The sequence below is a fragment of the Nitrobacter sp. NHB1 genome, from assembly GCF_036964665.1.
In the GTDB taxonomy this organism is placed as follows: Bacteria; Pseudomonadota; Alphaproteobacteria; order Rhizobiales; family Xanthobacteraceae; genus Nitrobacter.
Map to the genome: position 1 here is coordinate 2,506,626 of NZ_JBAMDA010000001.1, position 26,148 is coordinate 2,532,773.

Annotated in this window: 19 protein-coding genes; 5 read left to right on the plus strand and 14 right to left on the minus strand. The window is 65.4% G+C overall.

Annotated features, from left to right (window positions below; all coding sequences use genetic code 11):
- Positions 1 to 103: 103 nt before the first annotated feature.
- Both accD and V4R08_RS11695 read left to right on the plus strand, forming a co-directional pair.
- Positions 104 to 1,048 (plus strand): acetyl-CoA carboxylase, carboxyltransferase subunit beta, encoded by a 945-nt coding sequence (gene accD / locus V4R08_RS11690; protein WP_335579511.1) that lies wholly within the window; start codon positions 104 to 106, stop codon positions 1,046 to 1,048.
- Positions 1,030 to 2,373 carry a bifunctional folylpolyglutamate synthase/dihydrofolate synthase gene (locus V4R08_RS11695; protein WP_442935683.1) on the plus strand — a complete coding sequence of 448 codons (1,344 nt, stop codon included), beginning with the start codon at positions 1,030 to 1,032 and terminating at the stop codon, positions 2,371 to 2,373. Before accD ends, V4R08_RS11695 begins: the two co-directional genes overlap by 19 nt.
- Before the next feature lie 214 nt (positions 2,374 to 2,587).
- Here the strand turns inward: V4R08_RS11695 and trxA are convergent, their stop codons facing one another.
- From trxA to ubiE, 11 genes are all read right to left on the minus strand, one after another.
- Complete coding sequence (gene trxA / locus V4R08_RS11700; protein ID WP_011508667.1) at positions 2,588 to 2,908, minus strand: thioredoxin; 321 nt, start codon at positions 2,906 to 2,908, stop codon at positions 2,588 to 2,590.
- Positions 2,909 to 3,006: 98 nt separating this feature from the next.
- Positions 3,007 to 6,498, minus strand: a complete 3,492-nt coding sequence (addA, locus tag V4R08_RS11705; protein WP_335579513.1) for a double-strand break repair helicase AddA — start codon at positions 6,496 to 6,498, stop codon at positions 3,007 to 3,009.
- Positions 6,492 to 9,644 carry a double-strand break repair protein AddB gene (gene addB / locus V4R08_RS11710; protein ID WP_335579514.1) on the minus strand — a complete coding sequence of 1,051 codons (3,153 nt, stop codon included), beginning with the start codon at positions 9,642 to 9,644 and terminating at the stop codon, positions 6,492 to 6,494. Before addB ends, addA begins: the two co-directional genes overlap by 7 nt.
- An 86-nt stretch (positions 9,645 to 9,730) precedes the next feature.
- Entirely contained in the window at positions 9,731 to 10,453 is a 723-nt protein-coding gene (locus V4R08_RS11715; protein ID WP_335579515.1) for a nucleotidyltransferase family protein, read from the minus strand.
- Positions 10,454 to 10,605: 152 nt separating this feature from the next.
- Positions 10,606 to 10,926 (minus strand): PilZ domain-containing protein, encoded by a 321-nt coding sequence (locus V4R08_RS11720; protein ID WP_335579516.1) that lies wholly within the window; start codon positions 10,924 to 10,926, stop codon positions 10,606 to 10,608.
- 94 nt (positions 10,927 to 11,020) lie between these two features.
- Entirely contained in the window at positions 11,021 to 12,544 is a 1,524-nt protein-coding gene (gene tsaE, locus V4R08_RS11725) for a tRNA (adenosine(37)-N6)-threonylcarbamoyltransferase complex ATPase subunit type 1 TsaE (protein ID WP_335579517.1), read from the minus strand.
- Positions 12,541 to 15,057: a sensor histidine kinase gene (locus V4R08_RS11730; RefSeq protein WP_335579518.1), complete on the minus strand. Its 2,517-nt coding sequence runs from the start codon at positions 15,055 to 15,057 to the stop codon at positions 12,541 to 12,543. The genes tsaE and V4R08_RS11730 overlap by 4 nt, the downstream gene beginning before the upstream one ends.
- A 216-nt stretch (positions 15,058 to 15,273) precedes the next feature.
- On the minus strand, positions 15,274 to 15,732 hold the full coding sequence (dut, locus tag V4R08_RS11735; protein ID WP_335579519.1) for a dUTP diphosphatase: 459 nt from the start codon (positions 15,730 to 15,732) through the stop codon (positions 15,274 to 15,276).
- Complete coding sequence (gene coaBC, locus V4R08_RS11740) at positions 15,729 to 17,165, minus strand: bifunctional phosphopantothenoylcysteine decarboxylase/phosphopantothenate--cysteine ligase CoaBC (RefSeq protein WP_335579520.1); 1,437 nt, start codon at positions 17,163 to 17,165, stop codon at positions 15,729 to 15,731. Before coaBC ends, dut begins: the two co-directional genes overlap by 4 nt.
- 61 nt (positions 17,166 to 17,226) lie before the next feature.
- Positions 17,227 to 18,795: a 2-polyprenylphenol 6-hydroxylase gene (ubiB, locus tag V4R08_RS11745; RefSeq protein WP_335579521.1), complete on the minus strand. Its 1,569-nt coding sequence runs from the start codon at positions 18,793 to 18,795 to the stop codon at positions 17,227 to 17,229.
- Entirely contained in the window at positions 18,792 to 19,553 is a 762-nt protein-coding gene (ubiE, locus tag V4R08_RS11750; RefSeq protein WP_335580256.1) for a bifunctional demethylmenaquinone methyltransferase/2-methoxy-6-polyprenyl-1,4-benzoquinol methylase UbiE, read from the minus strand. Before ubiE ends, ubiB begins: the two co-directional genes overlap by 4 nt.
- A gap of 91 nt (positions 19,554 to 19,644) precedes the next feature.
- On the opposite strand from ubiE, the gene mutM reads away from it, so the two are divergent.
- Entirely contained in the window at positions 19,645 to 20,526 is an 882-nt protein-coding gene (gene mutM / locus V4R08_RS11755; RefSeq protein WP_335579522.1) for a bifunctional DNA-formamidopyrimidine glycosylase/DNA-(apurinic or apyrimidinic site) lyase, read from the plus strand.
- Between the two features lie 143 nt (positions 20,527 to 20,669).
- Here mutM and V4R08_RS11760 read toward each other — a convergent pair whose 3' ends face one another.
- Complete coding sequence (locus V4R08_RS11760) at positions 20,670 to 22,013, minus strand: serine protease (protein ID WP_335579523.1); 1,344 nt, start codon at positions 22,011 to 22,013, stop codon at positions 20,670 to 20,672.
- Positions 22,014 to 22,132: 119 nt separating this feature from the next.
- Here V4R08_RS11760 and V4R08_RS11765 point away from each other — a divergent pair, with 119 nt between their 5' ends.
- Positions 22,133 to 22,933, plus strand: coding sequence for a HesA/MoeB/ThiF family protein (locus V4R08_RS11765; RefSeq protein WP_335579524.1), 801 nt, complete (start codon positions 22,133 to 22,135; stop codon positions 22,931 to 22,933).
- 151 nt (positions 22,934 to 23,084) lie between these two features.
- Here V4R08_RS11765 and V4R08_RS11770 read toward each other — a convergent pair whose 3' ends face one another.
- A complete protein-coding gene (locus V4R08_RS11770) occupies positions 23,085 to 24,086 on the minus strand; it encodes a 2-hydroxyacid dehydrogenase (RefSeq protein WP_335579525.1) in 1,002 nt (333 codons plus the stop codon).
- Between the two features lie 574 nt (positions 24,087 to 24,660).
- On the opposite strand from V4R08_RS11770, the gene V4R08_RS11775 reads away from it, so the two are divergent.
- Positions 24,661 to 25,146: an SH3 domain-containing protein gene (locus tag V4R08_RS11775; protein ID WP_442935684.1), complete on the plus strand. Its 486-nt coding sequence runs from the start codon at positions 24,661 to 24,663 to the stop codon at positions 25,144 to 25,146.
- Between the two features lie 121 nt (positions 25,147 to 25,267).
- Here the strand turns inward: V4R08_RS11775 and irrA are convergent, their stop codons facing one another.
- Positions 25,268 to 25,759 (minus strand): iron response transcriptional regulator IrrA, encoded by a 492-nt coding sequence (irrA, locus tag V4R08_RS11780; protein ID WP_335580258.1) that lies wholly within the window; start codon positions 25,757 to 25,759, stop codon positions 25,268 to 25,270.
- Positions 25,760 to 26,148 lie beyond the last annotated feature (389 nt).

Sequence of the window (26,148 nt, forward strand, 5' to 3'; positions counted from 1 at the left end):
TGAGGCTGATTCTGTAAGGGGTCGCCTCCTCGCCATAATCGCGATAGAAACCTTTCACCCGGTTCGGACCGTCGCTCGATGGTGCGACGTTACGGAGCAAAGCATGAACTGGTTGACCAACGTCGTCCGACCCAAAATCCGCAACATCCTCAAGCGGGAGACGCCGGAGAATCTCTGGATCAAGTGTCCGGATACCGGACAGCTTGTGTTCTACAAGGACGTCGAGAGCAACCAGTTCGTCATCCCCGGCTCGAACTACCACATGCGCATGAGCGCGGACGCGCGGCTGCGGTCGATCTTCGATAACGAGACCTGGTACGACGTCGCGTTGCCCGAGGTGACCGCCGATCCGCTGAAATTCCGCGACGAGCGCAAGTATGTCGACCGCATCAAGGATGCGCGCACCAAGACCGGGCTCAATGATTCCGTGAAGGTCGGTTTTGGCAAGCTGGAAGGCGCTGGCGTCGTGGTCGCGGTGCAGGATTTCGATTTCATGGGCGGCTCGCTCGGCATGGCGGCTGGCGAGGCCATCGTGCGCGGGCTCGAACTCGCGGTCGAGAAGCAATGCCCGTTCATCGTGTTCGCGGCGTCCGGCGGTGCGCGGATGCAGGAAGGCGTTCTGTCGCTTATGCAACTGCCGCGCACCACGGTCGCGGTGCAGATGCTGCGCGAGGCCAGCCAGCCCTACATCGTGGTGCTGACCAATCCGACCACCGGCGGCGTCACGGCATCCTATGCGATGCTCGGCGACGTCCAGATCGCTGAACCCGGCGCGCTGATCGGCTTCGCCGGAGCGCGCGTCATCGAGCAGACCATCCGCGAAAAACTGCCGGACGGTTTTCAGCGCGCCGAATATCTTAAGGACCATGGCATGGTCGACATGGTGGTGCATCGTCACGATTTGCGGCCGACGCTGGCGCGGCTGTGCCGGCTCTTGACCAAGGCGCCGAAGATCGATGCGGTGCCGGAACCGTCGCCCGCCGCGGAGGAGCCGGCTGAGCCGATGCCCGCCCCGGAAGCGGCTGCGCCATCTGCGCCTCCCGCGTGAGCGCTGCTCCGCCCCAACAAACGCCGCTTGGCGAGGTCGTCGCGCGGATCTCGAAGCTGCATCCGAAAAAGATCGATCTCACGCTCGATCGGATGTGGCGCATCCTCGAACGGCTCGATCATCCCGAACGCAGGCTGCCGCCGGTCATTCATGTCGCCGGCACCAACGGCAAGGGTTCGACGGTCGCCTACCTGCGCGCGATCCTTGAGGCCGCCGGCTTGCGCGTACACGTCTTTACCTCGCCCTATCTGGTGCGGCTCAACGAATGCGTGCGGCTGGCCGGAACGCTGGTCGGCGACGACGACTTGCGCGACGCGCTGCTTGAATGCGAGCGCGCCAACGGCGGCGAGCCCCTCACCCAGTTCGAGATCAAGACCGCTGCGGCCTTTCTGCTGTTCGCGAAAATTCCCGCCGATGCGCTGCTGCTGGAGGTCGGCCTCGGCGGTCGGCTCGACAGCACCAATGTGGTCGGGACGCCGCTGGCGAGCGTCATCACGCCGGTCGGCATCGACCACACCGAATTTCTCGGCGATACGCTGGTGCAGATTGCCGGCGAGAAAGCCGGCATCATCAAGCGCGGCGTGCCCGTGATCTGCGCGGAGCAAATGCCGGAGGCGCAAGCCGTGATCGAGCAGCGGGCGAAGCAGATGCGCAGCCCTCTGCACGCGGCCGGCCAGGACTGGCACGTCAGTGTGGAGCACGGGCGGCTGGTCTATCAGGATGAGCGCGGGCTGCTCGATCTCGCCGCGCCGCGGCTGTTCGGCCGGCATCAGTTCGACAACGCCGGTCTCGCGATTGCGACGCTGCGGGCGCAGGACCGTTTCAGCATCGATACCGCAGCGTTCGAGCGCGGGGTCACCGGCGCCGAATGGCCGGCGCGGATGCAGCGGCTGACATCCGGCAGTCTGGTGGATCAGGCGCCACGCGACGCCGAGCTTTGGCTCGACGGCGGGCACAATGTCGATGGCGGCCGCGTGGCGGCAGCGGCGCTCGGCGATCTCGAGGAGCGGGTATCGCGGCCGCTGGTGGTGATCGCAGGCATGATGGGCAACAAGGACGCGAAGGGCTTTCTTGCCAACTTCGCCGGGTTGACGCGCCACGTCATCGCGGTGCCGATTCCGGATATGGAGAACGCGATGCCGCCGGACGTGCTGGCGGATGCGGTGCGCGCGCTCGACATGCGCGCCGACACCGCGGCAGACGTCAAGGCCGCCCTGCAATCGCTGGCACGGCTCGCCTATGAAATCCCGCCGCGCATCCTGATCGCGGGATCGCTGTATCTCGCCGGGCGCGTGCTGGCGGAGAACGGCACGCCGCCGATCTGACGTTTGTTGAATTCAGGTTGGATCGAACCCACCGTCATTGCGAGCGAAGCGAAGCAATCCAGGACAACAGTAATAGCTGGATTGCTTCGTCGCTTGCGCTCCTCGCAATGACGCCGATAAAACACCCTCTCCCACAAGGGAGAAAGAAAGCAGGCGCGAACAAAAACGGCCGGCGATGAGCCGGCCGTTTGCAGCAAATTCCAACGTGTAAAAATCAGACCGTGGCGGTGATCCACTGCTCCAGTTTCTGCTTCGGCGCGGCGCCGACCTGACGCGAGGCCAGCTCGCCGCCCTTGAAGATCATCAGGGTGGGAATCGACATCACGCCGTATTTCGAGGCCGTCCGCGGGCTCTCGTCGACGTTCAGCTTCACGATCTTGACCTTGTCGCCCATCGCGCCGGAAATCTCGTCCAGCACCGGACCGATCATGCGGCAGGGGCCGCACCACTCGGCCCAGAAATCGACCACGACCGGGCCAGTCGCCTTGAGCACTTCCGCTTCGAAATTGGCGTCCGAAACCTTGCCAACAGCCATGGAATACCTCGTTGCCTCGATGAGATCGCGCACTGCAAAAGAATGCGCCTGAAACTATGTGCCAAGTTAAGAAGGCGACCTTGCCGGGTCAAGGTTTCTCACACCGAGATGATCGCTTCCAGCCCGGCATCGAGCACCGGGGACGAAATCTCCATCATTTCAGGCGTCTCGGTCCAGAGCAGCGCCGCCTTGACCGGCAAGTCCGGGTACAGCCTGGCCAGCACCGCGCGATAGAGCGCGAGCTGGCGGACATAGGCCGATGGTGCATCGGCGGGGTTTCGGGGCGGGGCATGGTTGGTCTTGTAGTCGACGATCAGAACCGCTTCCGGCGTTACCACGAGCCGGTCGATCTGGCCGGACACCAGCACGGGATGCCCCCGCCGCGTCGTCAGCCGTCCGGCAATCGCCACCTCGGCCCGGCTGCCGCTCGCGAACACTTGTGCGAATCGGGCATCGTCGGTCAGCGCCAGCACCTGCGCCGCCAAGGCCTCGCGCTCGACCTCGCTCCAGTCGCTCGCATTGCGCCCGAGATAGGCCAGCGCGGTGTCGCGGCGGCGATCGACCGGCACATCAGGCAGGGATTGCAGCAGGCGGTGCACCAGCTTGCCGCGCAACAGCGCGCGGTTGCGCTGGTCCGGGGGTTCGCCGGGGCGGATACGATGATGCGCGTTATCGTCCGCATCCGACGGCCGCAGCGATTGTCTGGCGGGCGCTACCGGCGCGGCCATGGTGCGCAGCCATGGCGGCAACGTGATTGGTGCGGCGGCGGCCTGCGTTGCGGAGCCGGCGGCGAGTGGTTCGATTTCCCCTGGCCGCGTGAAACGTTTGACCGTACCGGCGGCGGTCTCGATCTCTTGCATCGCGAGGCCGGAGTTGCCGAGACCTTTGGCGATCAGGTCGTACCATGCGTGCTTGCGCACGTCCTTGCGGTTGCCGGGTTTGCAGCCGCCGACGATCAGGCGGTCCGCCGCCCGCGTCATCGCCACGTAAAGCAGGCGGCGATATTCGTGTTCGGTTTCCGCGATCATGGCCGCGCGGGCATTCACCACGTCAGGCGGATCCTCGGCCTTCCTGCCGGCCCAGACCGTGACGCCTGCCGCATGAGCGGGCGCGTTGCCGCGCGCCATACGGATCAGGCTGAGGCGCTCGGTATCGGCCGGCGACGTCACGGTATCGGCGAGAAACACCACGGAGGCCTCGAGTCCCTTGGCGCCGTGCACGGTCATCACGCGCACCTCGTCGCGCGAAATCTCCATGTCGCGCTTCACGTCGGTGTCGGCCGCGCGCAGCCACGCCATGAACCCCTGCAGCGCCGCCGGCGCCTTGCGCTCATAGGTCAGCGCCAGTTCGAGGAATTCGTCGAGCGCGTCGTTTGCTTCATGGCCAAGCCGGCGCAGGATTCGCAGCCGCCCGCCATCTCCACCCAGGAGCCATGCAAAGAACGCGAACGGCGATTCGTGCGTGGCGCGGCGTTCGCAGGCCATCAGGCGCTCCAGCGCGTCGCGGAATTTGTCGTCGGCCGCGGCGTGGCCGGCGAGCGCATCGCGCAGCGAGCCCTTGCGATTGTGCGCAATGGCAAACAGGTCGTCGTCGTCAAGGCCGAACAGCGGACTCTTCAGCGCCACCGCCAGCGCAAGATCGTCCCGCGGCAGCAGCAACACATCCGCAAGGTTCATCAGATCGATGATCGCGATGTGCTCGGTCAGCTTGAGGCGGTCGGCGCCGGCGACCGGAATGCCGGATTGCTTCAGCGCTTGGATGATGGCGTCGAAGGCGTTGCCGCGCCGCCGCACCAGCACCAGAATGTCGCCATGGCGGAGCGGGCGGCGGTCGCCCAGATGCCCCGTCATGGTGCCCTGCGCGATCAGCGCCTTGATCTCGCTTTGGATGCGCCGGGCTAGCTTGACCTCGGGGCTGGTTGCGGACACCGCATCGAACGGCGCGCGCCAGCCCTCGATCTCCTGCCGCGCATCGCGCTCCTCCAGACTCCAGAGATCGACGATGCCCGGCGCTGCGTCCGCCAGCGATTCATGCACCGGATGAGCGCCGACCGCATGAATGCTCGTATAGATCGCGGCATCGCGGAATACGTAGTCGACGGACTCCAGGATCGTCTTCCCGGAGCGGAACGAGTAGATGAAATCCTCCTTGCGAAACGGAAGTTTGGCGTCCCTGAATTTCCTCTCCAGCTTGCTCCGCCGCTCGTCGAATTCGCGCGGGGCCGCGCCCTGGAACGAGAAGATCGACTGCTTCTCGTCACCGACCGCGAACACCGTCCGCCTGACACCCTCGCGCGCCCCTTCCCCGGTGGTGAAATCCGCGATGATGCGCTCGACGATGTCCCATTGCTTGGGGCTGGTGTCCTGCGCCTCGTCGATCAGCACGTGATCGACGCCGCGGTCGAGCTTGTAGTGCACCCAGCCGGGCGAGGTCTGGTCCAGCATCTCCAGCGCCTTGTCGATCAGATCGTCATAATCAAGAAGGCCGCGCTCCCGCTTCTCGCGCCGATAGTTGGCGGCGACCGCGGTCGCGATGACCAGCAGGGATTGCGTGCGGTCGCGGATGGCGAGCGCGCGGCGGCGTTCGAGCAGCGCGATCACACGCTGGCTTTCCCGGTCGAGCATCGCGGCGATGGCGGGCCTGACATCGCCGATCTTCTTTGTAACGAAGGATTTGCGTGGGCTGCGATCGCCGGTCAGGAAGACGTCGAGATAGCGATCGGCTTGCGCCGCCTCGCCGATCATGGCATGCGCCTCGCGCAAGCGTCTGGCCTGCTCGATATCGGATTTGTTGCCTGTTTCCAGAATCGCGGCGAGTGCATTCCATTCAGATCGCGGCAAATGCGGTCCGTCGACGATCTCGCGCTCGACATCCTCGATGCGCTCGGCAGGATCGACGCCGACCGCATCCGCCACATCCCTGATCGCCTGCTCGATGCTGCGACCCTCGGTCCAGGCCATGAAGTGATCGCGACTGAGGCAGGCCTGGTTGACCACGTCGCGCAGCGTCATGTCGGCCGCCGCACCCATGGCGTATTGCAGCGCGCGGCCGGCGGGGCTGTCCGGATTTTGCGAGGCCTGAAGCATGACACCGAGGCTCGCGCGTTCCATCATCTCGGTCTGGTCGCGCTCGTCGAGCACGGTGAAACGCGCCGGCACCCGCGCCTCGAACGGAAACTGCTGCAATAGCCGCGTGCAGAGCGCGTGGATGGTCTGCACCTTGAGGCCGCCCGGCGTTTCCAGCGCCGCCGCGAATAGTTTTCGCGCCTGCTGCCGCGACCCGGCATCGGGCTGCGCGATGCCGGTGTCGCGCAGCGCCGCATTCAGAGCGTCGTCGTCGAGCGTGACCCAGTGCCCGAGCGTGGAGAACACCCGCTCCGACATGTTGGCGGCGGCCGCCTTGGTGAAGGTGATGCAGAGGATGCGCGCCGGATCAACGTCATTAAGCAAAAGGCGGATCACGCGCTGCACCAGCACATGGGTCTTGCCCGATCCGGCGTTGGCGGAGACGAACACCGACGTCGCCGGATCGGACGCTCGCTGCTGGCGCGCGCTGGCGTCGGGATGAACGGGGCGGGGCGCCTTCACCATTCCTCTAACCCCAGCCCGCCCGCAGCCGACCATTCCTTGATCCGCGCGAGATCGTCATATGTGCCGTAGCGCGTTTTCCACATCGGCAGGTCCAGCGACGGATAGCCCTGCGCCTCATTGTCGAAAGCGCGGATCAGGGCGTTGAGTTCTTCAAGGGCGCGATCGGCGGCTTGATCCGGCGATTGCATGTCGGTCTTGCTGTTGTCGAGATCGACCGGCTTCGGTTCGCCGGCTGGGCTGTTGCCGCTGAGCCGGACATACACCAGTTCGCTCACCGACGTGCCGGCCGGGATGCCCTCGAAGCCGCCTTCGCGCAGGATCGCGGATTCCAGCGTGAGCTGCGGCGACAGGCCGAGCCGCACCTGCTTGCTGCTCGGCGGGCTGCCGGTCTTGTAGTCGAGGATGGCGAAGCGGCCGTCGCCGAGATGCTCGATGCGGTCGGCGCGCGCCGACAGGATGAAACTGCGCTCGCCGTCGATCGGAATCGAAATCTCGCCGCGGATCTCGGCGTCGATTCTCACGAGTTGCGCCCGGCGCGACTGCTCCCATTCCGCGAACCACGCCGCGATGCGCTGGAAGCGCGGCCACCACAGCGCCCGCGCTTCGGGACGCTGCATCAGCGGCGCGAAACGGCTCTCGCCGATGGCGTGCAGCACGTTCGCCGGATCGTCCGGCAATTTCGCCGGATAGAGTTTTGTGAAATCGCCGAGCGAATTGTGGATCGCAGAACCGCGATCGGCCGCCGACAGCGGCATATCGACGGCCTCTAACGGCAAGAGCTTCAAAATGTGTTTGGCATAGATGCTATAGGGATCGCGCAGCCAGTCCTCGATCGCGGTCACCGACAAGCGCGTCGGCCGCGCGGCGCGCGGCGGCTTTGGCGCGGGCTGGGCGACGGGGGTGACCTCGTCCGGCCGGTCGAGCGCCTCGGCGTATTGAACGTATCGCGTGCCGGCTTGCTGCGCGGCTGCCCAGCGCTCGCTGCCTGCGACCGCTTCGAGCCGGTGCAGGAAGCGCGAGGCCACCGCCGGCGCGCCGCCTGACTTGGCGGCATGACTGAGGATGACATCCTCGGCGCCGAGCATTTGCGCGAAGTCGTGCGCGGAAAGTCCGATGCGCCGCTCGGGAAGATCGAGCCCGAGTTCGTGCCGCATCGGACGGCTGAGCCAGGGATCGCTGGGCGGCGCGGGCGGCCAGACGCCCTCGATGAGCCCGCCGAGAATGACGCGGTCGCTTTGGGTGAGGCGCGCCTCGAGCGGACCGTAGATCCGCAAGCTTGCCGCCGCGGCTTGCGGCCGGCGCACGATGCAGTCTCCGAACGCGGTTTCGAACACCTCGGGATAATCGGCGATCTTGACCGTCAGGCCGCTGCGCGCACCGGTCTTGCTGAGGTCGTCGAACGCTGCGGCGAGCGCAAGGCCGTGCTGGCCGTCGAAGGCCGCGGCGACACCTTGATCGTCGTGCGACAGCGCCTCGATCGCGTCGCGATGCTGCGTGGCGAAAGCGTTAAAGTCCGCCGAAACAGATGCGCCGTCACCTTCGAGCGGCGCGAGCGCCGCCTGCAAGGCCGCGATCAACTCGCTGATATCATCGAGGTGATATGATTTCAGCGCGGCGCGAGGCTCGGAGCGATGCAGCGACGAATTGTCCTTATGATTGAGCTTGTCGAGTTCGCCGCAAAACCGTGCGAACTCGTCCGCCAATCCCCTGCTGCCCGGCGGCGGCCGGGTGCCGCGCAGGATCGCAAGCTCCAGCGTCGCGACCGCGCGCGACCATCCGCCGGCCACCCGACCGAGCCGGCACAGCGGATGCTTGAGCAGCGCCAGCAGGGTCGGCGGCTCCAGACCGTTGCAGGCCGCACCCGCGACCAGCCGCGCAAAAATTCCGGCTGGCGTATCCATCAGCGCGTCGCCGCCGGAATCGTCGAACGCGAGATTCCAGCGGCCGAGCGCGGCCATCACCCGCCGTGCCAGCGCGCGGTCGGGCGTCACCAGCGCCGCTGTCTTGTTCAGTTCGCGCGCCTCGCGCATGGCGGCGGCAATCGCGAGCGCTTCGACTTCCGGATTGGCGGCGGCGATCACCGCGAGGTTCTGCATACCGGTTGCGATTTTCTCCGCGACCTCGGGTTCGGCAAGCCGCGTATGCCACTGCGCCGTCGCGTCCGAGGGCCGCATCGCCTCGGACGCCAGCATCTCACGCCCGTATGGCGCAGGCGTGCCGAGCGTCTCCACGTCGCGGCGCGCGATTCTGAGGCGTTTGAGCAGTCCATGCAGCGCGAACTGCGGATGGCCGGCGGCGGGCGGCGCGGTGAATGCGCCGCTGCGGTCCTTGACGCCTCCGATCAGTTGCCACGCATCTTCGTCGAGGTCGGTGTCGAGCCCCGGCAGCACGACCGCGCCTTGCGGCAGGTTAGCGATGACATGCAGCAGTTTTGCGGTCGACGGCATCGAACCGGTGGAGCCGGCCGCGATCACCGGCCCCGCACCCTGCGCGGCGAGACGCGCGGCTTCGGCCTCGATCAGGCGGTTGCGCCGTACGGCCGGTTCGATCCGGCCGTTTTCCTCAAGATGAGCCGGCCAATGGTCCCGCGCGATTTTCAGGAAACCGAGCGTGAGCTGCCAGTATTTGTCGAGCGCGTCAGGCACCAGCCCGTCGAGCGCGCGCCAGTCCACACCGCGCGTCGCCATGTCGTCCATCAGTCGCGCGAGGTCGTCGGCAAGCGCCAGCGTCGAGGCCGGGCCGCCGAGAACCAGTGGGACCTGCGCCGGATCGCTGGGCTTCAGTTGCTTCGCCCATGTTTCGATGAGTTGCGCAAGCGCCAGGCGGCGGGAGAGCCCGTCGAGCGCCGGAGGCAGTTGCAGCGCTTCTACCGAAGGGGAGGTGGCTTGCGAAAAGGCCAGTTCATCCTCGTCGATGTCGCCGAGCGCGACGATGCGCGGCAGGATCACGGCATCGACATCCAGCACATCGAGGAAAATGTCGCGCGCCATGCGGTCGGCGCGACGGGTCGGCAGATAGAGCGTGACCTCTGCGAGCCGTTCGGGCTGCGCGCGCGGACGAAACCCCTCGATCAGCACGCCGTCGACCAGCGCGGTGATGACGGTGCGCAGAAACGGCACTGACGCGGGGACGTTGCGGACGTGCATGAAAGACCCTGATTCGGGATCAGGCATATCATGACACGGGAAGGGATGGACAACGACCGGCTGCAAGTTCGGCTGCAAGGCGGATATCAGGCGACGCTGGCGAGGACCGCATTCTCGGCGGCCTGGACGGCATCCGGCGTTCCGACATGCATCCAGACGCCGTCGAGTCGCAGCCCGAACAGGCGCTCCTGCTCGTTGGCGCGATCGAACATTGTCGTCAGCGAAAACTCGCCGCTGGGTGCGCCGGCGAACAGCGCGGGTGACATGACGGCGGCGCCGGCATAGACGAACGGAACGACCTGATTCTCTTTCCGCTTGCGCAGCGCGCCGTCGGGGAGCATCGCGTAGTCGCCGCTGCCGCCATAGCCGATGCTGCTCGCCGTCGGCGCCATCAGCAGCAGGATGTCCATGCGCGCGGGATCGAACGCTTCAGCCATCCGCGTCAGATTGGGACGCGCGCCGTCGATCCACATCGTGTCGGCATTGAGATGGAAGAACGGCGCCGCGCCGAGCAGCGGCAGCGCCTTCACCACGGCGCCGCCGGTGCCAAGCACCTCGTCGCGCTCGTCGGAAATGACGATCCGCGGACGGCTGCGGTGCGCCACGTGATCGATGATCTGATCCGGCAGATAGCGCACGTTGACGACCGCTTCACCGATGCCCGCATCCGCCAGCTTGTCGAGTACGTGATCGAGCAGCGGCTTGCCGGCCACGGGCACCATGGGCTTCGGCATCCGCTCCGTCAGCGGCCGCATCCGCAGGCCGAGGCCCGCGGCGAGCACCATGGCTGTGGTCGGGGTGACGGGCATCCTGGGCAAGGTCTCCGGCGCTCGCTGGTCGATTCAAGAGATCATATCACGGCGATTCGCGAATCGCATTGATCAGGCGATAGCCACCAAGCATGACGCCTTCGCGACGCGGGCGTGACACGGAGATGCGGCGCGAATCTCCACTGCGCGGATCAGGCGTCCGCGGTAACGCCGTTGCGCCGGGCGGCCTTTTTCTTTTTGTCGTTCAGGTTCAGAAAATTGACACCGATCTGGTCGCCATTGACCCAGGCCAGCTCGCAGCGGCGATAGGCGAGACCGGTCGATGACAGCAGCAGGAAGAATTCCTTCAGATGCAGGCCTTCGATGGAACCTTCGACGGTCAGCTTGGCGCCATGTTCCGACACATCCTCCATGGTGCAGTCGCGGCGCCAAGTGCCGTCGATGCCCATCATATGCGCGCTGTATCCGCGTTCGAAGGTGACGCGTTCGCCCTTGCGCCGTTCCGCACCCATGGCTCGCTCCCGTCGTCGAGGAACCGCACCGCGGTGCGGCTTAGAGTCGCGGAGGTTAGGACACGACCGCTAACAAGCCGTAAAGCAAATGAGTTCAAGCCGCCGGAGGCGGAACGTGAGCTAGATACCAGGCTTGGGCAGCCGACAATGCGGGGTGGGCCAGAGAGCGAGTGAGGTAGGTCCAGATCCGGGGCTGATGGCGTAGATAGTGCGGTTTGCCGTCGCGCCGGTTGAGCCGCGCGAACGTGCCCAGCAGCCGCGTGTTGCGCTGCGCCGACATGATGGCGTAAAGTTCGGCGAAGCCGGCGGGATCGAACGCCTGACCCGATCCCAGCCGCGCCTTCATGTAGCGGGCCAGCAAAGCGAGTTCGAGCGATTCCGGCACGTCCACCCGCGCATCCTGCAAAAGCGAGACCAGATCGTAGGCGGCGGGACCAAGCACGGTATCCTGAAAGTCGATGACGCCGACCTTTCCGGTGTCGCGCCGCTGCTCCAGCCAGATCAGGTTGGGCGAATGGAAATCGCGCAACACCCAGGTTCTGGGCGCAGCCATCGGCTTCGCCAGCAACGCGCGCCACATCGCCGTGAATTCCGCGCGCAGATCGCCGTCCGGCTCAAGGCCACGGTCGGTCAGATACCAGTCCAGCATCAGGCCGACCTCAACCAGCATCGCTTCGGTATCGAACACCGGGATGGCGTAGGTCACATGCGGCGCGACGGGAAGGGTGTCGGGCAGCGTCCAGCAATGCAGCGCGGCCAGCATGTCGGTGGCGGCCTGATAGCGCTCGGCGCTCGGCGCCGGCGGCGTGCCTTCGACGAAGCCCGCGCTGCCGAAATCCTCGGTGACGAGGAATCCCGACTCCAGATCGGCATGATGGATCGCCGGCGCGGAAAAGCCGTGATCACGCAAGCCGCGCGCGATGGCGACGAAGGGTTTGACGTCTTCGGCGAGGTGGACCGCGGCGCTGTAGGACTTGCCGTTATAGATTGCAGGTCCGTCGGGCCGCCGCGGCGCGTTCATCAGGATGACGCTGCCGTCGCTGCGGATCAGACGGGCATAGGACCGTGTCGAGGCATCGCCCGCCATGTGCTGCCGTGTGGCGTCGAGATATCCGGCGTCGTCGAGAAACTGCCGCAGCGCTGCCAGCCGTGCAACCTGCGCCGCGGCGTTGCCATAACCTGTGATTTCGGCCGCGCGCGCCGCCGATCCGAGCGCCGGGCGGTGGCTGATGGCGATGTCGATCCGATCGGCGGGCAAGGTGCCGGCTGCGCGCTCCGGCCATTCGATCAAGACCACCGTGGCGTCGGGCAGCGGCGCAAGGCCGATCTCCTCGAGTTCGCCGGGGCCATTGATGCGATAGAGGTCGGCATGGAGCAGCGGATAGCACGGCAGATCGTAATGCTGCGTCAGCGTGAACGTCGGGCTCGGCACCTCGACCGTGTCGTCGCCCGCCAGGTAGCGGATCATGGCGCGGGCGGCGGCGGTCTTGCCCGCGCCGAGATCGCCCGACAGCGTAATGACATCGCCGGGGCCGATCAGCAGCGCGAGGTCGGCCATGAGATGCGTGGTCGCGGTCTCGTTGGCGAGCGCGGTTGCAAATGTCGACGGCTCCGTCATTCCGCGGCGTTGCGATGCGCGGTCTGGTCGAGCGGAAAATCGCAAACGACCCTGGTGCCGCGTCTGACGGTCGGATCGAAATGCACCCGCCCGCCATGGAGCTCCACAAAGGAGCGCACCAGCGACAGGCCGAGGCCCGCGCCGCGATGGCGCGAGCCGTTGGCGCGGCTCTCGAACCAGTCGAACACCTTGTCCTTGACCTCAGGCGGAATGCCGGGGCCTTCGTCCGTGACGGCAAAGCTGACATTGTGCTCGGTACGCCGGGCGCTCACCGCGATCACGGCGTCCGGCGGCGAGAAGCCGGCAGCGTTGGCAAGCAGGTTATAGAGGACCTGAACGATGCGGCGCTCGTCGCCGATGAAGTTGCCGATGGCCGGATCGACGTCGACCATCAAGACGATTCGCTCGCGGGTCAGGCGGTCCTGAATGCCTTCCGCCGCCGCCGCGATGGTCTTGCGGACATCGACCGGCCCGAGCTCGAGCGTCATGGCGCCGGCGTCGATGGTGGCGAGGTCGAGAATGTTGTTGGTCAGCGCGAGCAGCGCGTCGGTCGACGAGGTGATGTAGTCGATATACTGGGTCTGCTTTTCGGTGAGCGGCCCGGTGCCGGGATCGTTCATGAGGTGCGCGAAGCCGATGATGGTGGTCAGCGGCGAACGCAGCTCGTAGGAGACGTGATGGACGAAATCGACCTTCATCTGGTCGGCGGTCTCGAGCGCGTCGTTGCGCTCGCGCAGCGCGCGTTCCACGTTCTCGCTGTCGGTGATGTCGTGGAACGTCAGCATGGTGGCGCCGTCGGGTAGCGGCATGGTCATGCAGTCCAGCACGCTGCCGTCCTTGCGCTCGAGCTTGAGCCGTACTGCACTGCGATTGTCGATGCCGGTGACGGCGTTGCGGATGGTCTGCCATGCGGCGGCGTCGTCGAACAGCGGCTTGCACCAGGCCTCGACGGTATCGATATGTGGCTGCTGCAAGAGCGCCTCGGACGAAAGCTTCCACATCCGGGCGAAGGCCGGGTTGAAAAGCTGCGCGCGGCCGTTGCTGCCGAATACCGCGACTGCTTCGGTCAGGCTGTCCAGGGTCTCGCGCTGCACGGTGATGAGCCGGTCGTAACGCCGCGCAAGCTCGAGACTTTCCGTGACATCGTCGAACAGATAGGTGACGCCGCCTTCGGGGTTCGGCGTGGTGACGATGCTGAGCGCGCGTCCGTCCGGCAGATACCAGACGTCCTTGGCGGCTTCATTGGCGCGATAGGCTTCGTGCAGGCGGGCCTTCCAGGCGCGGAAGTCTGGCTGCTCCGGTAATTTGCGCGCCGCACGCAGGCGGTCGAGCACGCTGGAATCGTTGGGATTGGCGTCGAGAAAGGTGCGGTCGAGATCCCACAGCCGGCGGTAGGAATCGTTGTAGAACGCAAGCCGCCGCTGGCCGTCGAACACGGCGACACCGGATGACAACTGGTCGAGGGTCCGGCGATGCGCCTCCGCCATCCGCTCCAGTGCCTGGCTCAGCGCGGTGGCTTCGCTGGCGTCGAGCGCGATGCCGGCGCTTCCGCCGGCGGCCCGGAGCGCATGAACGTCATACATGCGCCGCTCGCCGCCGATCACGATCGGCAGTCGCGCGGCAAAGGCGGCATGGTCGTTCAGCGCCCGCGCCATCGCGATGCGGTCGTCGCTGTCGAGCAGTTCGAGATTGCGCTGGATTGCGTCGGCTGCACCAGCGGCTTCGGTGGCGCGGGCATAGGCGGCGTTGGCGAAATTGAGGTTGCCGTCTTCGCCGCGAGCCCAGAGCGGCCATGGCGCCGCGGCTGCGAAGGCCCGCAGCATCCCGGTTTCTTCCAGCAGGCTGTTGTGGCGCAGCGTCGTCTCGGCGAGGTCGCGCCGCAATCCGCCGAGGTCGCGGATACGCACGATGGCCTGGCCGCCGATGGCGCGGCCCATGGCTTCCACGGTCCGCCCGGCCGACGTGACCAGATTGAGCAGAAAACCTTCCCCGGCGTTGCGCAGCGCATCGACCGCATGATCCATCTGCAACGCCGGTTCCGGCGGCAGCCAGGTTCCGAACGCCAGAACCCGCAAAGGCTGTTTTGCATCCTGCGGCAACAGCAGCGCTGTGTCGCCGCTGACTTGGGGACGATCCTCGCCCGCGCCCCAGGAAATCAAAATCTGCGGCTCTGCGAACAGCAGCGCACGAAAGCGGTCGGCTTCCGATTGAAGTTCGCGGAGTTCGGTGCGCAGCCGCTGCTCGTTCGCGGCGGCGCGGATGCGCGTGCGCATCAGCAGGATAGCGGCGACCACCGAGAAGCCGAGCACGCCCAGCGCCATCGCCAGCGCAGTCAGATCCTGCCGGCTGAGATCCATGAAGGTCTGGATCAGCCGCTCGGACAAGCCCGGCTCCGCGGCCCACGCGGGCGATATGTCGACGAGACATGCCGCGCCAGCGCCGGCGATGCCGCCCGGCACCAGCGAGGTGCATGACAGCAAGGTCCGACGCATCACCGCGACTACGTCCGACATGTTTGCCCCAAAACCGCACGACGATATACGACCGGTAAAACGCTCGCCGTTCGCGAATCGACCAACATTATGCTTAAGCGGACTCGGGGGGTAAGAGTCCAGACCGTGAACGGGAGTCCGGCGATGGAAAAATGCGCGGTCGCGACATTTCCGAGACGATTGTTGTAAAATTGAATCGGTTTTCGCGAGCGAATGGGGCGTGTCTTTCGAGAATCACTAGCGCCCGGTCGAACCGAATCCTCCGCTGCCGCGCGTCGTAGCCGACAGCGATTCCGCGCGCGCGAGTTCCACGCGCGTCACCGGCGCCACGATCATCTGCGCGATGCGCTCGCCGCGCCGGATCGTGAACGGCGCATCCCCAAGGTTGACGAGGAGCACGTTGATCTCGCCCCGATAGTCGGCGTCCACGGTGCCCGGCGAATTCAGCACGGTGACGCCGTGCCGGGCGGCGAGGCCGGAGCGCGGCCGCACCTGCGCCTCGAACCCGTCGGGCAATGCGATGACGAGCCCGGTCGGGACCATCGTGTGCTGTCCGGCTGCGAGAACCAGCGGCGTCTGTTCGGGAACCGCGGCCACGAGGTCGAGACCGGCGGCCTGGCTGCTGTGGTAGGCCGGCAGCGGAAGACCCTCGGCGTGAGGCAATTGCTGGACCTCAACCTTGACCGGGCCGCTCATGCCGGCGAATCCGTCACGGTAGAGACGATGCGTTCGATCAGCATTGCGGCAACCTCTTCCTTGGTCATGACGGGAAAGGACTCGGCCTTGATCTCGCCGCCGCCGTCACGCGTCAGCAAATGCACCGTGTTGCGGTCGCCGCCCATCACGCCGGTCTCGGGCGACACGTCATTGGCGACCATCCAGTCGCAGCCCTTGCGCGCGAACTTCGCCTTGGCGTTGTCGATGAGATGCTCGGTTTCGGCGGCGAAACCGATAACGAGGGGCGGGCGCTTGTCGCGTAGCTTCGAGATCGTTGCCAGAATGTCCGGGTTCTCGACCAGTTGCAGCGGCGGCATCCCGGCCGCGGTCTTCTTCAGTTTCTGCGCGCCTTCGCGGGCGACCCGCCAGTCGGCGACCGCGGCGGTGAAAATCGCGATATTGGCGGGCAGCGCCGCCTCGACCGCCGCCAGCATCGCGCGCGCGGATTCGACGTGCTCCACCGTGACGCCTGCGGGATCGTCGAGATCGACCGGGCCTGAAATCAGCGTGACCTCCGCCCCCGCCGCCCGCGCCGCCGCAGCAATGGCAAACCCCTGTTTGCCCGAGGAGCGGTTGGCGATATAGCGCACCGGATCGATCGGCTCACGCGTCGGCCCCGCCGTGACCAGCACGCGGCGGCCTTTGAGCGGTTGCGGTCGCGTGGGCCCGAGCATCCGTTCAGCGGTGGTCGCGATCTCCGTCGGCTCGGCCATGCGGCCGACGCCGGCCTCGCCGGCTTCAGCCATCTCGCCCGCATTGGGACCGATCATCGCGACGCCGTCGCGCGCGAGCTGCGCCACGTTGCGGCGCGTCGCCGGGTTGTTCCACATCAGCGGGTTCATCGCCGGCGCCAGCAGGATCGGCTTGTCGGCGGCGAGCAGGATCGCGCTGGCGAGATCGGAGGCCACGCCATGCGCCATCTTGGCCATCAGGTCGGCGGTGGCGGGCGCCACCACGATCAGGTCGCAGTCGCGCGCGAGCCGGATATGGCCCGCATCGAATTCGCTGCCGGGATCGAACAGGTCGGTGTAGGCGCGACTACTGGACAGGGCGCCGGCGCTCAGCGGCGTGACGAATTGCTGCGCAGCATTCGTCATGACGCATCGCACAATAAACCCGCGCTCCTTCAGTCGCCGGATCAGATCGAGTGCCTTGTAGGCGGCAATGCCGCCGCCGATAATCAGCGTCACGTTCCGCAAACCACTGGATTTACGTAATGAATTCAGATCGCTTGAAATTGCTGCGTTGCGGGATGCCCGATTGCCTGTGGCAGCGGTCGGGGGCGTTGCGGTTGCCGCCTCCCTCAGAATAACGCGGACCTCATCCTCGACCGAACGGCCGTTGCGTGCGGCGCGCAGCCGCAACTCCGCCTTGATGGCTTCGTCGAGTTTGCGGATGGTCAGGCTGGCCATGATGCTTACGCTATCGTATAGATAGCATTGATGTCATCACAATGATTGCATTGCAATCAAATCAATGGGTTTTCAAAAGAAGTCCCACCAGCGCCGCCGCGATGACCCACAGCGCCAGAATGCTCCAGCGCTGGCTGCGCGCTTCGGCCCGCTTGATCTCCGCGATGGTGTCGGGTCCCAATGTCAGCCCTTCGCGCGCCATCGTTTCGAACTGCTCGATGAGAGAGACCGTGCGCGCGGCGATCGCGGGTAGCCCGCTGAGCACGCGGCCAAGCTCGCCGGCGCCGGCCAGCGCGCCCTGCACCCGTCCGAGCGGTCCGAGGTTTTGCGTGATCCATTCGCGGACCACGGGATCGGCCACCGTCCAGATGTCGAGTTTGGGATCGAAGCTGCGCGCCACGCCTTCCACCACCACCATGGTCTTTTGCAGCAGGATCAGTTCGGGGCGCGTCTGCATGTCGAACAGGCCGGTGACCTCGAGCAGCAGCGTCAGCAGCTTGGCCATCGAGATTTCCTCGGCGGTGCGGCTGTGAATCGGCTCGCCGATGGCGCGGATGGCTTGCGCGAAATTCTCCACCGAGTGATGTCCCGGCACGTAGCCGGCCTCGAAGTGCACTTCGGCGACACGCCGATAGTCGCGGGTGATGAAGCCGAGCAAGATCTCCGCGAGGAAACGCCGTTCCTTCAACCCAAGCCGCCCCATGATGCCGAAGTCGACGGCGACCAGACGGCCCGAATCGTCGACGAACAGGTTGCCAGGATGCATGTCGGCGTGAAAGAAGCCGTCGCGCAGCGCATGACGCAGAAAGCTCTGGATCACGTTACGGCCTAGCTCGGGCAGGTCGATCTGCGATTCCGCAAGGCGCGCATGATCGTTCAGCGCGATGCCGTCGATCCACTCCATCGTCAGCACGTTGTGGGTGGTGCGGTCCCAGTCCACCGTGGGGACGCGGAAGTCGGGATCGTCGCGGGTGTTCTCCGCCATCTCCGACAGCGCGGCCGCCTCCAGCCGCAAGTCCATTTCCATCGCCACCGATCGCGACATGGTGTTGATGACTTCGACAAGGCGCAGCCGCCGCGCTTCGGCCGAATGCGCTTCCGCCTTGTTGGCGACGAAAAAGAAATCGGAGAGGTCGCGTCGGAAGCGAGAGGCGACGTTGGGCCGCAGCACCTTGACCGCAACCTGTTTGCGGACGCCGTCCTTCTCGACCTCGCCACGATGGACCTGTGCGATCGAAGCCGCCGCCACCGCGGGTCCGAAACTTGCGAAGGCCTGTGCCACCGGCCGTTCCAGCGCGGCCGCGACCACCGCTTCGGCCTCGCCTTGCGAAAACGGCGGCAGCCGGTCCTGCAGGCTTTCTAGATCGCGGGCCATGGCGACGCCGATGACATCGGGACGCGTGGCCAGGAACTGCCCGAGCTTGAGATAGGCCGGCCCGAGCCGCGTCAGCGCGCGCGTCAGCCGCGGTCCGGATTTCGCGCCGCGGCGCTCGATCAGCCGGGCCATGCGCAACGCGAGTTGCCCCGGCGGCGGCACCAGCGACGGATCGACGACGCCGAACACGCCCTCGCGCGCAAAAACGAACGCGGCGCGGGCCAGCCGCGCGGCATGGGTCAGTGCGGAGATCACAAACGCCAGCCCGAGTGCAGTGCGACGATGCCGCCGGAGAGGGCTTGCCAGCTAACGCGGGCGAAGCCGGCGTCACGGATCATGTCGGCGAAGGCGTTCGGCTTCGGAAACCTGCGGATCGATTCGACCAGATACTGATAGGAGTCGGCATCGCCGGTGACGGCGCGGCCGAGCGGCGGAATCACCTTGAAGGAAAACAGGTCGTAGATTGTGTCTAGCCCGGGCACATCGACCGTCGAGAATTCGAGGCAGAGAAACCGGCCGCCCGGTTTCAGCACACGAAACGCCTCGCGCAACGCGCTGTCGATCCGCGGCACATTTCGGATGCCGAACGCGATGGTGTAGGCGTCAAAACCGCGATCCGCGAACGCCAGCGTCTCGGCGTTGCCTTCGACGAACGATACCTGATGATCGAGATGCTGCTTGACCGCGCGCTCGTGGCCGACCGCGAGCATGTCCGGATTGATGTCGCAGACGGTGGCCCGAAATCCGAGCCCTGCGGCTTTTGCCGCGCGGAAGGCGATGTCCCCGGTGCCGCCGGCGACGTCGAGCAGCGCGAACGGCGCATCGTTGCGCGGCGGGTTGAGGGCCGTGATGGTCGCGTCTTTCCAGACCCGATGCAGCCCTGCGGACATCAGATCGTTCATCAGGTCGTAGCGCTGCGCCACGTTGTGGAACACGCCGTTCACCAGCGTCTGCTTGTCCCCCAAGGGGACGTCCCTGAAGCCGAAATGCGTGGTGTCGCCCGGCTGATCCATACTCATCAATCCCGTTGCTCTGACTGGGCGGACCATAGCGCGCCTGCCGCAATGGCGCTATCACGTCCATTCCCCAAGGTGAACGCCGACGATGCCCGAGCTCCCCGAAGTCGAAACCGTTCGTCGCGGCTTGCAGCCTGCCATGGAGGGCGCCACCATCGTTCGCGCCGAGACCCGTCGCAAGGACCTGCGGTTTCCGTTCCAGAAGGATTTTGTCGCCCGCCTGGAGGGCCAGACCGTGACCGGGCTCGGGCGGCGGGCCAAATACCTGCTGGCGGACCTCGCATCCGGCGACGTGCTCCTGATGCATCTCGGCATGTCCGGATCGTTCCGCGTGGTAGAGGCGGCCGGCGCCACGGCTCCGGGCGATTGTCACCATCCGCGCAACGAGGACCGCGCCCACGACCACGTGAGTTTTACGATGTCGTCGGGCGCCAGCGTGATCTTCAACGATCCGCGCCGCTTCGGCTGCATGAAGGTCATCGCCCGCGAGGTGCTCGACGACGAACCGCTGCTGAAAGGACTCGGCCCGGAGCCGCTCGGCAACGAATTCGACGCGGCAATGCTGGCGCGCGCCTGCCGCGACAAGAAGACCAGCCTGAAAGCCGCGCTGCTGGATCAGCGCGTGGTCGCGGGGCTGGGCAACATCTATGTGTGCGAGGCGCTGTTTCGCGCACACCTGTCGCCGCGCCGTCTCGCGGCGACGCTGGCTTCGAGAACGGGCGGGCCGGCCGATCGCGCCGAACGGTTGGTCGAGGCCATTCACGACGTGCTCAATCAGGCGATCAAGGCCGGCGGCTCGTCGCTTCGCGATCATCGCCAGACCACGGGCGAACTGGGTTACTTCCAGCATTCGTTTCGGGTCTACGACCGCGAGGGCGAAAAATGCCGGACGCCGACGTGCAGGGGCACGGTGAAGCGCTTCACCCAGAACGGACGCTCGACGTTCTGGTGCCCGGTTTGTCAGAAGTAGCAGCAAATCGAGATGAGTTACGGTTGAAGAGCTTCAACGTGTCATTGCGAGCGTAGCGAAGCAATCCAGAGGCAACAGGAGGTCTGGATTGCTTCGTCGCTACGCTCCTCGCAATGACCGTGACGCTCTTAATTTTCAGTCGCCTACTTCCGCACGCAGATGACGCGGACCACCGCGACTTTCGCGTCGAACGATCCGCTCGCGGGCGTCACCTTGTTCGCCTTCAGAAAAGCCTGCACGACCTCGACTGGTGCGAGCACGGCCTGTGCGGCGGGCGCTGAACCCGAAAGGCCGGCGACATCAGCCGGTTTCAGCAGCGCAAGGCCTGCGAACTTTCCGTTGGCATCGAGCGCTGCCGCGCCGGAAAAACCCAATGCGGGCGCCGGAGACAGCGCCAGTTCGCCACCGCCAGCTCCTTGCGTAACCGATGCCTTGACCCGGCTCACGGCGGAGCCGCCGCCCTGGTTTTGCGGATCAGTGATGCCGACGAGTGTGAGGCCGCCTTTGGCCGCGCCGCCATCGAGCGCGATCGGCTGCAATCCGCGCGCGCCGTAGATGCGCAGCAGTGCGAGGCCGTGATCCTTGTCGTCGGCGATCCTGTCGGCGTTGCCATGGCCCGCGACGACAATCGATTTGCATCCATTGGTGACGTCGCCACCGGTGACGATCGCGCCGTCGCGGCTGACGCTCACGCCCGTTGCGTACTCCACGATCTTGCGCGGCGGCGGGCCGTCCGCGGGAAACGGGTCGAACGCGCTCGACATCGCGATCACCACGGGCGCCATGGTGCCTTCGGTGGCCTGATCGTAGAGGACGGTCAGGATGCGCGCCTCGTTGCCGCGGAGTTGGCCGCGCACGTAGAATTTCTTCAGGCCCTGCATGCCCGAAAGCACGAAGACATCAGGCTTGACCGCGCTGTAGTCGATCCTGCGGCCGGCGGGCTGCTTGCGTTCGTGATCGGCGAGCCTGGCGGTCGTGAGGTCGGCGTCCTTGCGGCGCGTCACCAGGATCTGGATGGTGCCGGTGGACGAACGCCATGTCGTGCCGTCGCCCTCGCTTGAGCGCTGCGGCACCAGCCTCGCCGGCAGGCCGAGCCGGGCGCCGGTTGCGGTATCGGCAACGATCTTCCATCCGGCATTGCCCCGCGATTTCCGCGCGGTCGCGGCCAGCACACCGCGTTCCTGCGGGTTGAGCACGCCGGTCTGCTTGCCGCCACGATCCTTCTGGAACGCCTTGATTGCAGCGATCAGCCGGTCGCTGACCTCGCCGTTGATGATGCCGTTATAGTGACCGGTCCACGCCAGGTCGGACTGAAGCGCCTGCAACTCCGCCTGCGTCATCGCCTTGGCGGTATCGGCCGGAGTTTGCGCCGCGGGGTGGGCGGCCGCCGGCTTCGTCCCAGCGCGCCCGTTGGTGCCGGCCGGCTGCGCGTGGGCGTAAATCGCGGTGGTCACGATTATCAATGCCGCGGCGACCGTCGCTCGCATGACAGCTTTCGTCTCCGTTGAAACGGCGCTATTGAAACACATCTGCTGGGTCGGTAACAGCGGCTATCGGGTTCAGGCCATGTTGCGGCGCTGGATCGAGACACGAGAACGACAGGACGATGCTGAGCGCCGACGAACTTGAACGCTATGCCCGCCACATCGTGATGCGCGAGGTCGGCGGCCCCGGCCAGAACGCGCTGCGCAACGCACGCGTGCTGATGATCGGAGCCGGGGGTCTCGGCGCGCCGGCGCTGATGTATCTGGCCGCCGCCGGCGTCGGCACGCTCGGCGTGATCGACGACGACACGGTCTCGCTGTCGAATTTGCAGCGCCAGATCATTCATGCGACGCCTGATATCGGCAGTCCCAAGGTCGAGAGCGCCGCGGACAAAATCCGCGCGCTCAACCCGCACGTCGCATTCCGCGCGCACAATATGCGGCTGGATGCGTCGAACGCGGTGGAGCTTTTTGCTGACTACGACATCGTCGCCGACGGCTCGGATAATTTTACCACGCGCTATCTGGTGGCGGATGCGTGCTTTCTCGCAAAGAAGACGCTGGTGACCGCCGCGTTAGGCGTGTTCGACGGGTCGCTGACGACGATCCGCGCCCACGAAAAAAACGCCGATGGCGAGTTCAACCCGACCTACCGTTGCCTGTTTCCCGAACCGCCGCCGGAGGGCACGGTGCCGAGCTGCCAGCAAGCAGGCATTCTCGGCGCGCTGGCCGGCGTGCTCGGCTCGATGACGGCGCTGGAGGTCATTCGCGAGATCGTCGGATTCGGCGAGGGGTTGGTCGGACGCCTGCTGATGGTGGACGCGCGCGCGATGCGGTTCGAGACGCTGAATTACAGGCGCGATCCGGCAAATCCGCTCAACGGCGATCACCCGACGATCAGGGATTTGAGCGGATATCGCTGACGGATGATGGTGCGGGTCGCTTGCCGTCATTGCGAGGAGGCGAAGCCGACGAAGCAATCCGGTTCTTTGTGTGCTGGATTGCTTCGCTGACGTAAACCGGGCGCCGCCGGTCTTGTGTTGCTAGCAATGACGGGTTTTGCGGAAGCGCTTCTTACAACATGCTCGGCAGCACGCGGTCCGGCGGCTTGTGGGCGTCGAGGAAGGTGCGGATGTTGATAATGACCTTCTCGCCCATCTCGACCCGACCCTCGATGGTGGCGGAGCCCATGTGCGGCAGCAGCACCACCTTGCCGGCCTTGGCGAGGCGGACCAGCCTCGGGTTGACCGCGGGTTCGTGCTCGAACACGTCGAGGGCAGCGCCGGCGATCTCGCCGGCCTCGATCAGCCTGGTCAGCGTGTCCTCGTCGATCACCGTGCCGCGCGCGGTGTTGACGACATAGGCGTCCTTGCGGATCAGCTTGAGGCGGCGCGCCGACAGCAGATGGAAGGTGGCCGGGGTATGCGGACAGTTCACCGAGATGATGTCCATCCGCGCCAGCATCTGATCGAGCGAATCCCAATAGGTCGCGCCGAGCGCGTCGGCGATCTTCGGCGCCACCGGCTTGCGGTTGTGGTAGTGAATCTGCAGGCCGAAGGCGCGGGCGCGGCGCGCCACCGCCTGGCCGATACGGCCCATGCCGATGATGCCGAGCCGCTTGCCGCCGAGCCGCCGGCCGAGCATCCAGGTCGGGGACCAGCCCGGCCAGTCGCCGCCGGCGGTCAGCATGGCGGCGCCCTCGATGAAGCGGCGCGGCACCGCGAGAATCAGTGCCATGGTCATGTCGGCGGTGTCTTCGGTGAGAACGTTCGGCGTGTTGGTGACGGTGATGCCGCGCTCGTGCGCGGCGACGACATCGATATTGTCGACGCCATTACCGAACTGCGCGATCAGCCTCAGCTTGCAGTCCGGCTGTTTCAGGATGGTCCCGGGGATCTCATCGGTCACCGTTGAAACGAGGATATCCGCGGTACGGACGGCGTCCGTGAGCTGTTCGGGCGTCAGCGGCTTGTCGTCGAGATTGAGCCGCGCGTCGAACAGTTCGCGCATGCGGGTCTCGATCGAGTCCGGCAACTTGCGCGTGACGACAACCAGAGGCTTCTTCTTCACCGACATCTTTTGCTCTCTCGATCACGATGATTTTGGATCGAATCGATCCAAAATCATCGTGATCGATTCCTATATTTTTGAGTGGGATGCGGGCGGAAAACCGCTGCACACTTTTCCTCATCCCGCTCTAGCGTTCCGATTTCCGATTTTCGAAGTTCGCACGTCCTTGCAGCAACTGGGTTTGGATGCAGACGTTCCCCCGAGGAGCTTGCACAGACATGAAGCGAACGTCGAACCGCTACACTCCCAACCGGCTCCGGGATAGCCGCGCAATCCGGCGAATTCAGCTTCGGCCGACGGACCGTTCAGTTGTCGTTAACCCGCGTGCTCGAAACTGCAAGCCGCCTGCTGATCTCAGCGTCTGTCTCCTTGGTTTCCCGGGTCCCTCGCATCTTCCGTGCAGTTTCCCGGGTTTCCCCGGTCGCCCGGTGTTTGGTCCTCTCTAGCAGAAGGCCGGGCCAAGACAAGAACCCCGGCCCGGAACATGGGCCGGCCGGGATCGGGCGGCATGGTGGGCTTCCGCAGGGGACGAGTGATGATGGTGAAACGGCTTTTCGCTTCCATGGTGTTCGCGGCTGCGATGCTGAATGCGATCGGGATCGAAGCGGTCGCCAATGCCAAGGAATCCGCGCTGTCCACGAGCGGGCTCCCGATTCCGCGTTATGTGAGCCTGAAGTCCGACCATGTGAACGTCCGCGTCGGTCCGACCAAGGACAACGACGTCTCCTGGGTCTATACCAAGGCCGGACTCCCCGTCGAAATCACTGCGGAATTCGAGAACTGGCGCCGCATCCGCGATTCCGAAGGAGCCGAGGGCTGGGTCTATCACTCGCTGCTGTCAGGCCGCCGCACCGCGGTTGTCACGATGAAGCACAAGGACGACTTGGCGCAGTTGTATTCCAGCGCCGACACCGCGAGCGCGGTGGCGGCCCGCTTGCAGGCCGGCGTGGTGACGCAGGTCAAGCATTGCGCCGCGGGATGGTGCCATGTTGCGGGCGACGGCTTTGACGGCTGGATCCAGCAGCAGCGGCTCTGGGGCGTCTACGCCGACGAAAAAATCAATTGAAGGCAGTCCGGTCGTGATTGCCGGGATCGTTTGGTCAGGCCGCCTGTCATAAAACAGCCTGTCATAAAACAGATGCCCGGCGCGTGGCCGGGCATAATGAACATCGATCAAGTCGAACCGGTCAGCGCTTCTTGCGCAGCCGCACCACCATGTCGATGCGGCTGATCTCGTAACCCTCCGGCACGTTCGGCATCGTCTGCAACACCAGATGCGGGTCCGGGATGTCGACCAACTCGTGATTGTTCTCGAGATAAAAATGGTGGTGCGCGGTGACGTTGGTATCGAAATAGGTCTTGGTGCCGTCGACGCTGACCTGCCGCAGCAATCCGGCGTCGGTCAACTGGTTGAGCGTGTTGTAGACCGTGGCGAGCGAAACCGGAACCTTCGCGATGGTCGCTTCTTCGTAGAGCATTTCCGCAGTGAGATGCCGCGCGCCCTTGCCGAACAGCAGCCAGCCCAACGCCATGCGTTGCCGGGTCGGCCGTAGGCCAACCGATTGCAGCATTTCATTGACGTCGTGCCACGGGCAACCCGTCAGCGTCGGCTGCCGTCCGTGACGGATCGCCGCAACGTCAACGTCTTCCTCGGCTACAATCACGATGTTCTCGTTCATACTCACGCCATGCACCTGAAAGCTCATTACCGCGTATAGGTTTTTCGCCCCGGACTATAGGAAAAAAGGCGTTTAGATGCAAGTTTTTCGCAACTAGAACGGCTCCAAACTGATGCCGCAGCAAGGGGTTTCGCCGGATGCCGGGCAGCGTGATGATGAAATTGGCGATATAAATCAATCGTTTCCGTATTTTCATGAGCCTGGGCTGCGGGCGGGGGGCGGCTCCGACGTTCGCGGGATTCTCTCTGCGGATGCCAGACCCGGCCGCACGCGAAACGAAACCGGCCGGCGTCTCCCTGATTCGAAGCCTTGCATCACAAAGGTTGCCGCCGCCACATGCGAACTTCGGATTCGGGACACGAGTGGTCCTTTGATTCTAACCATTTGCA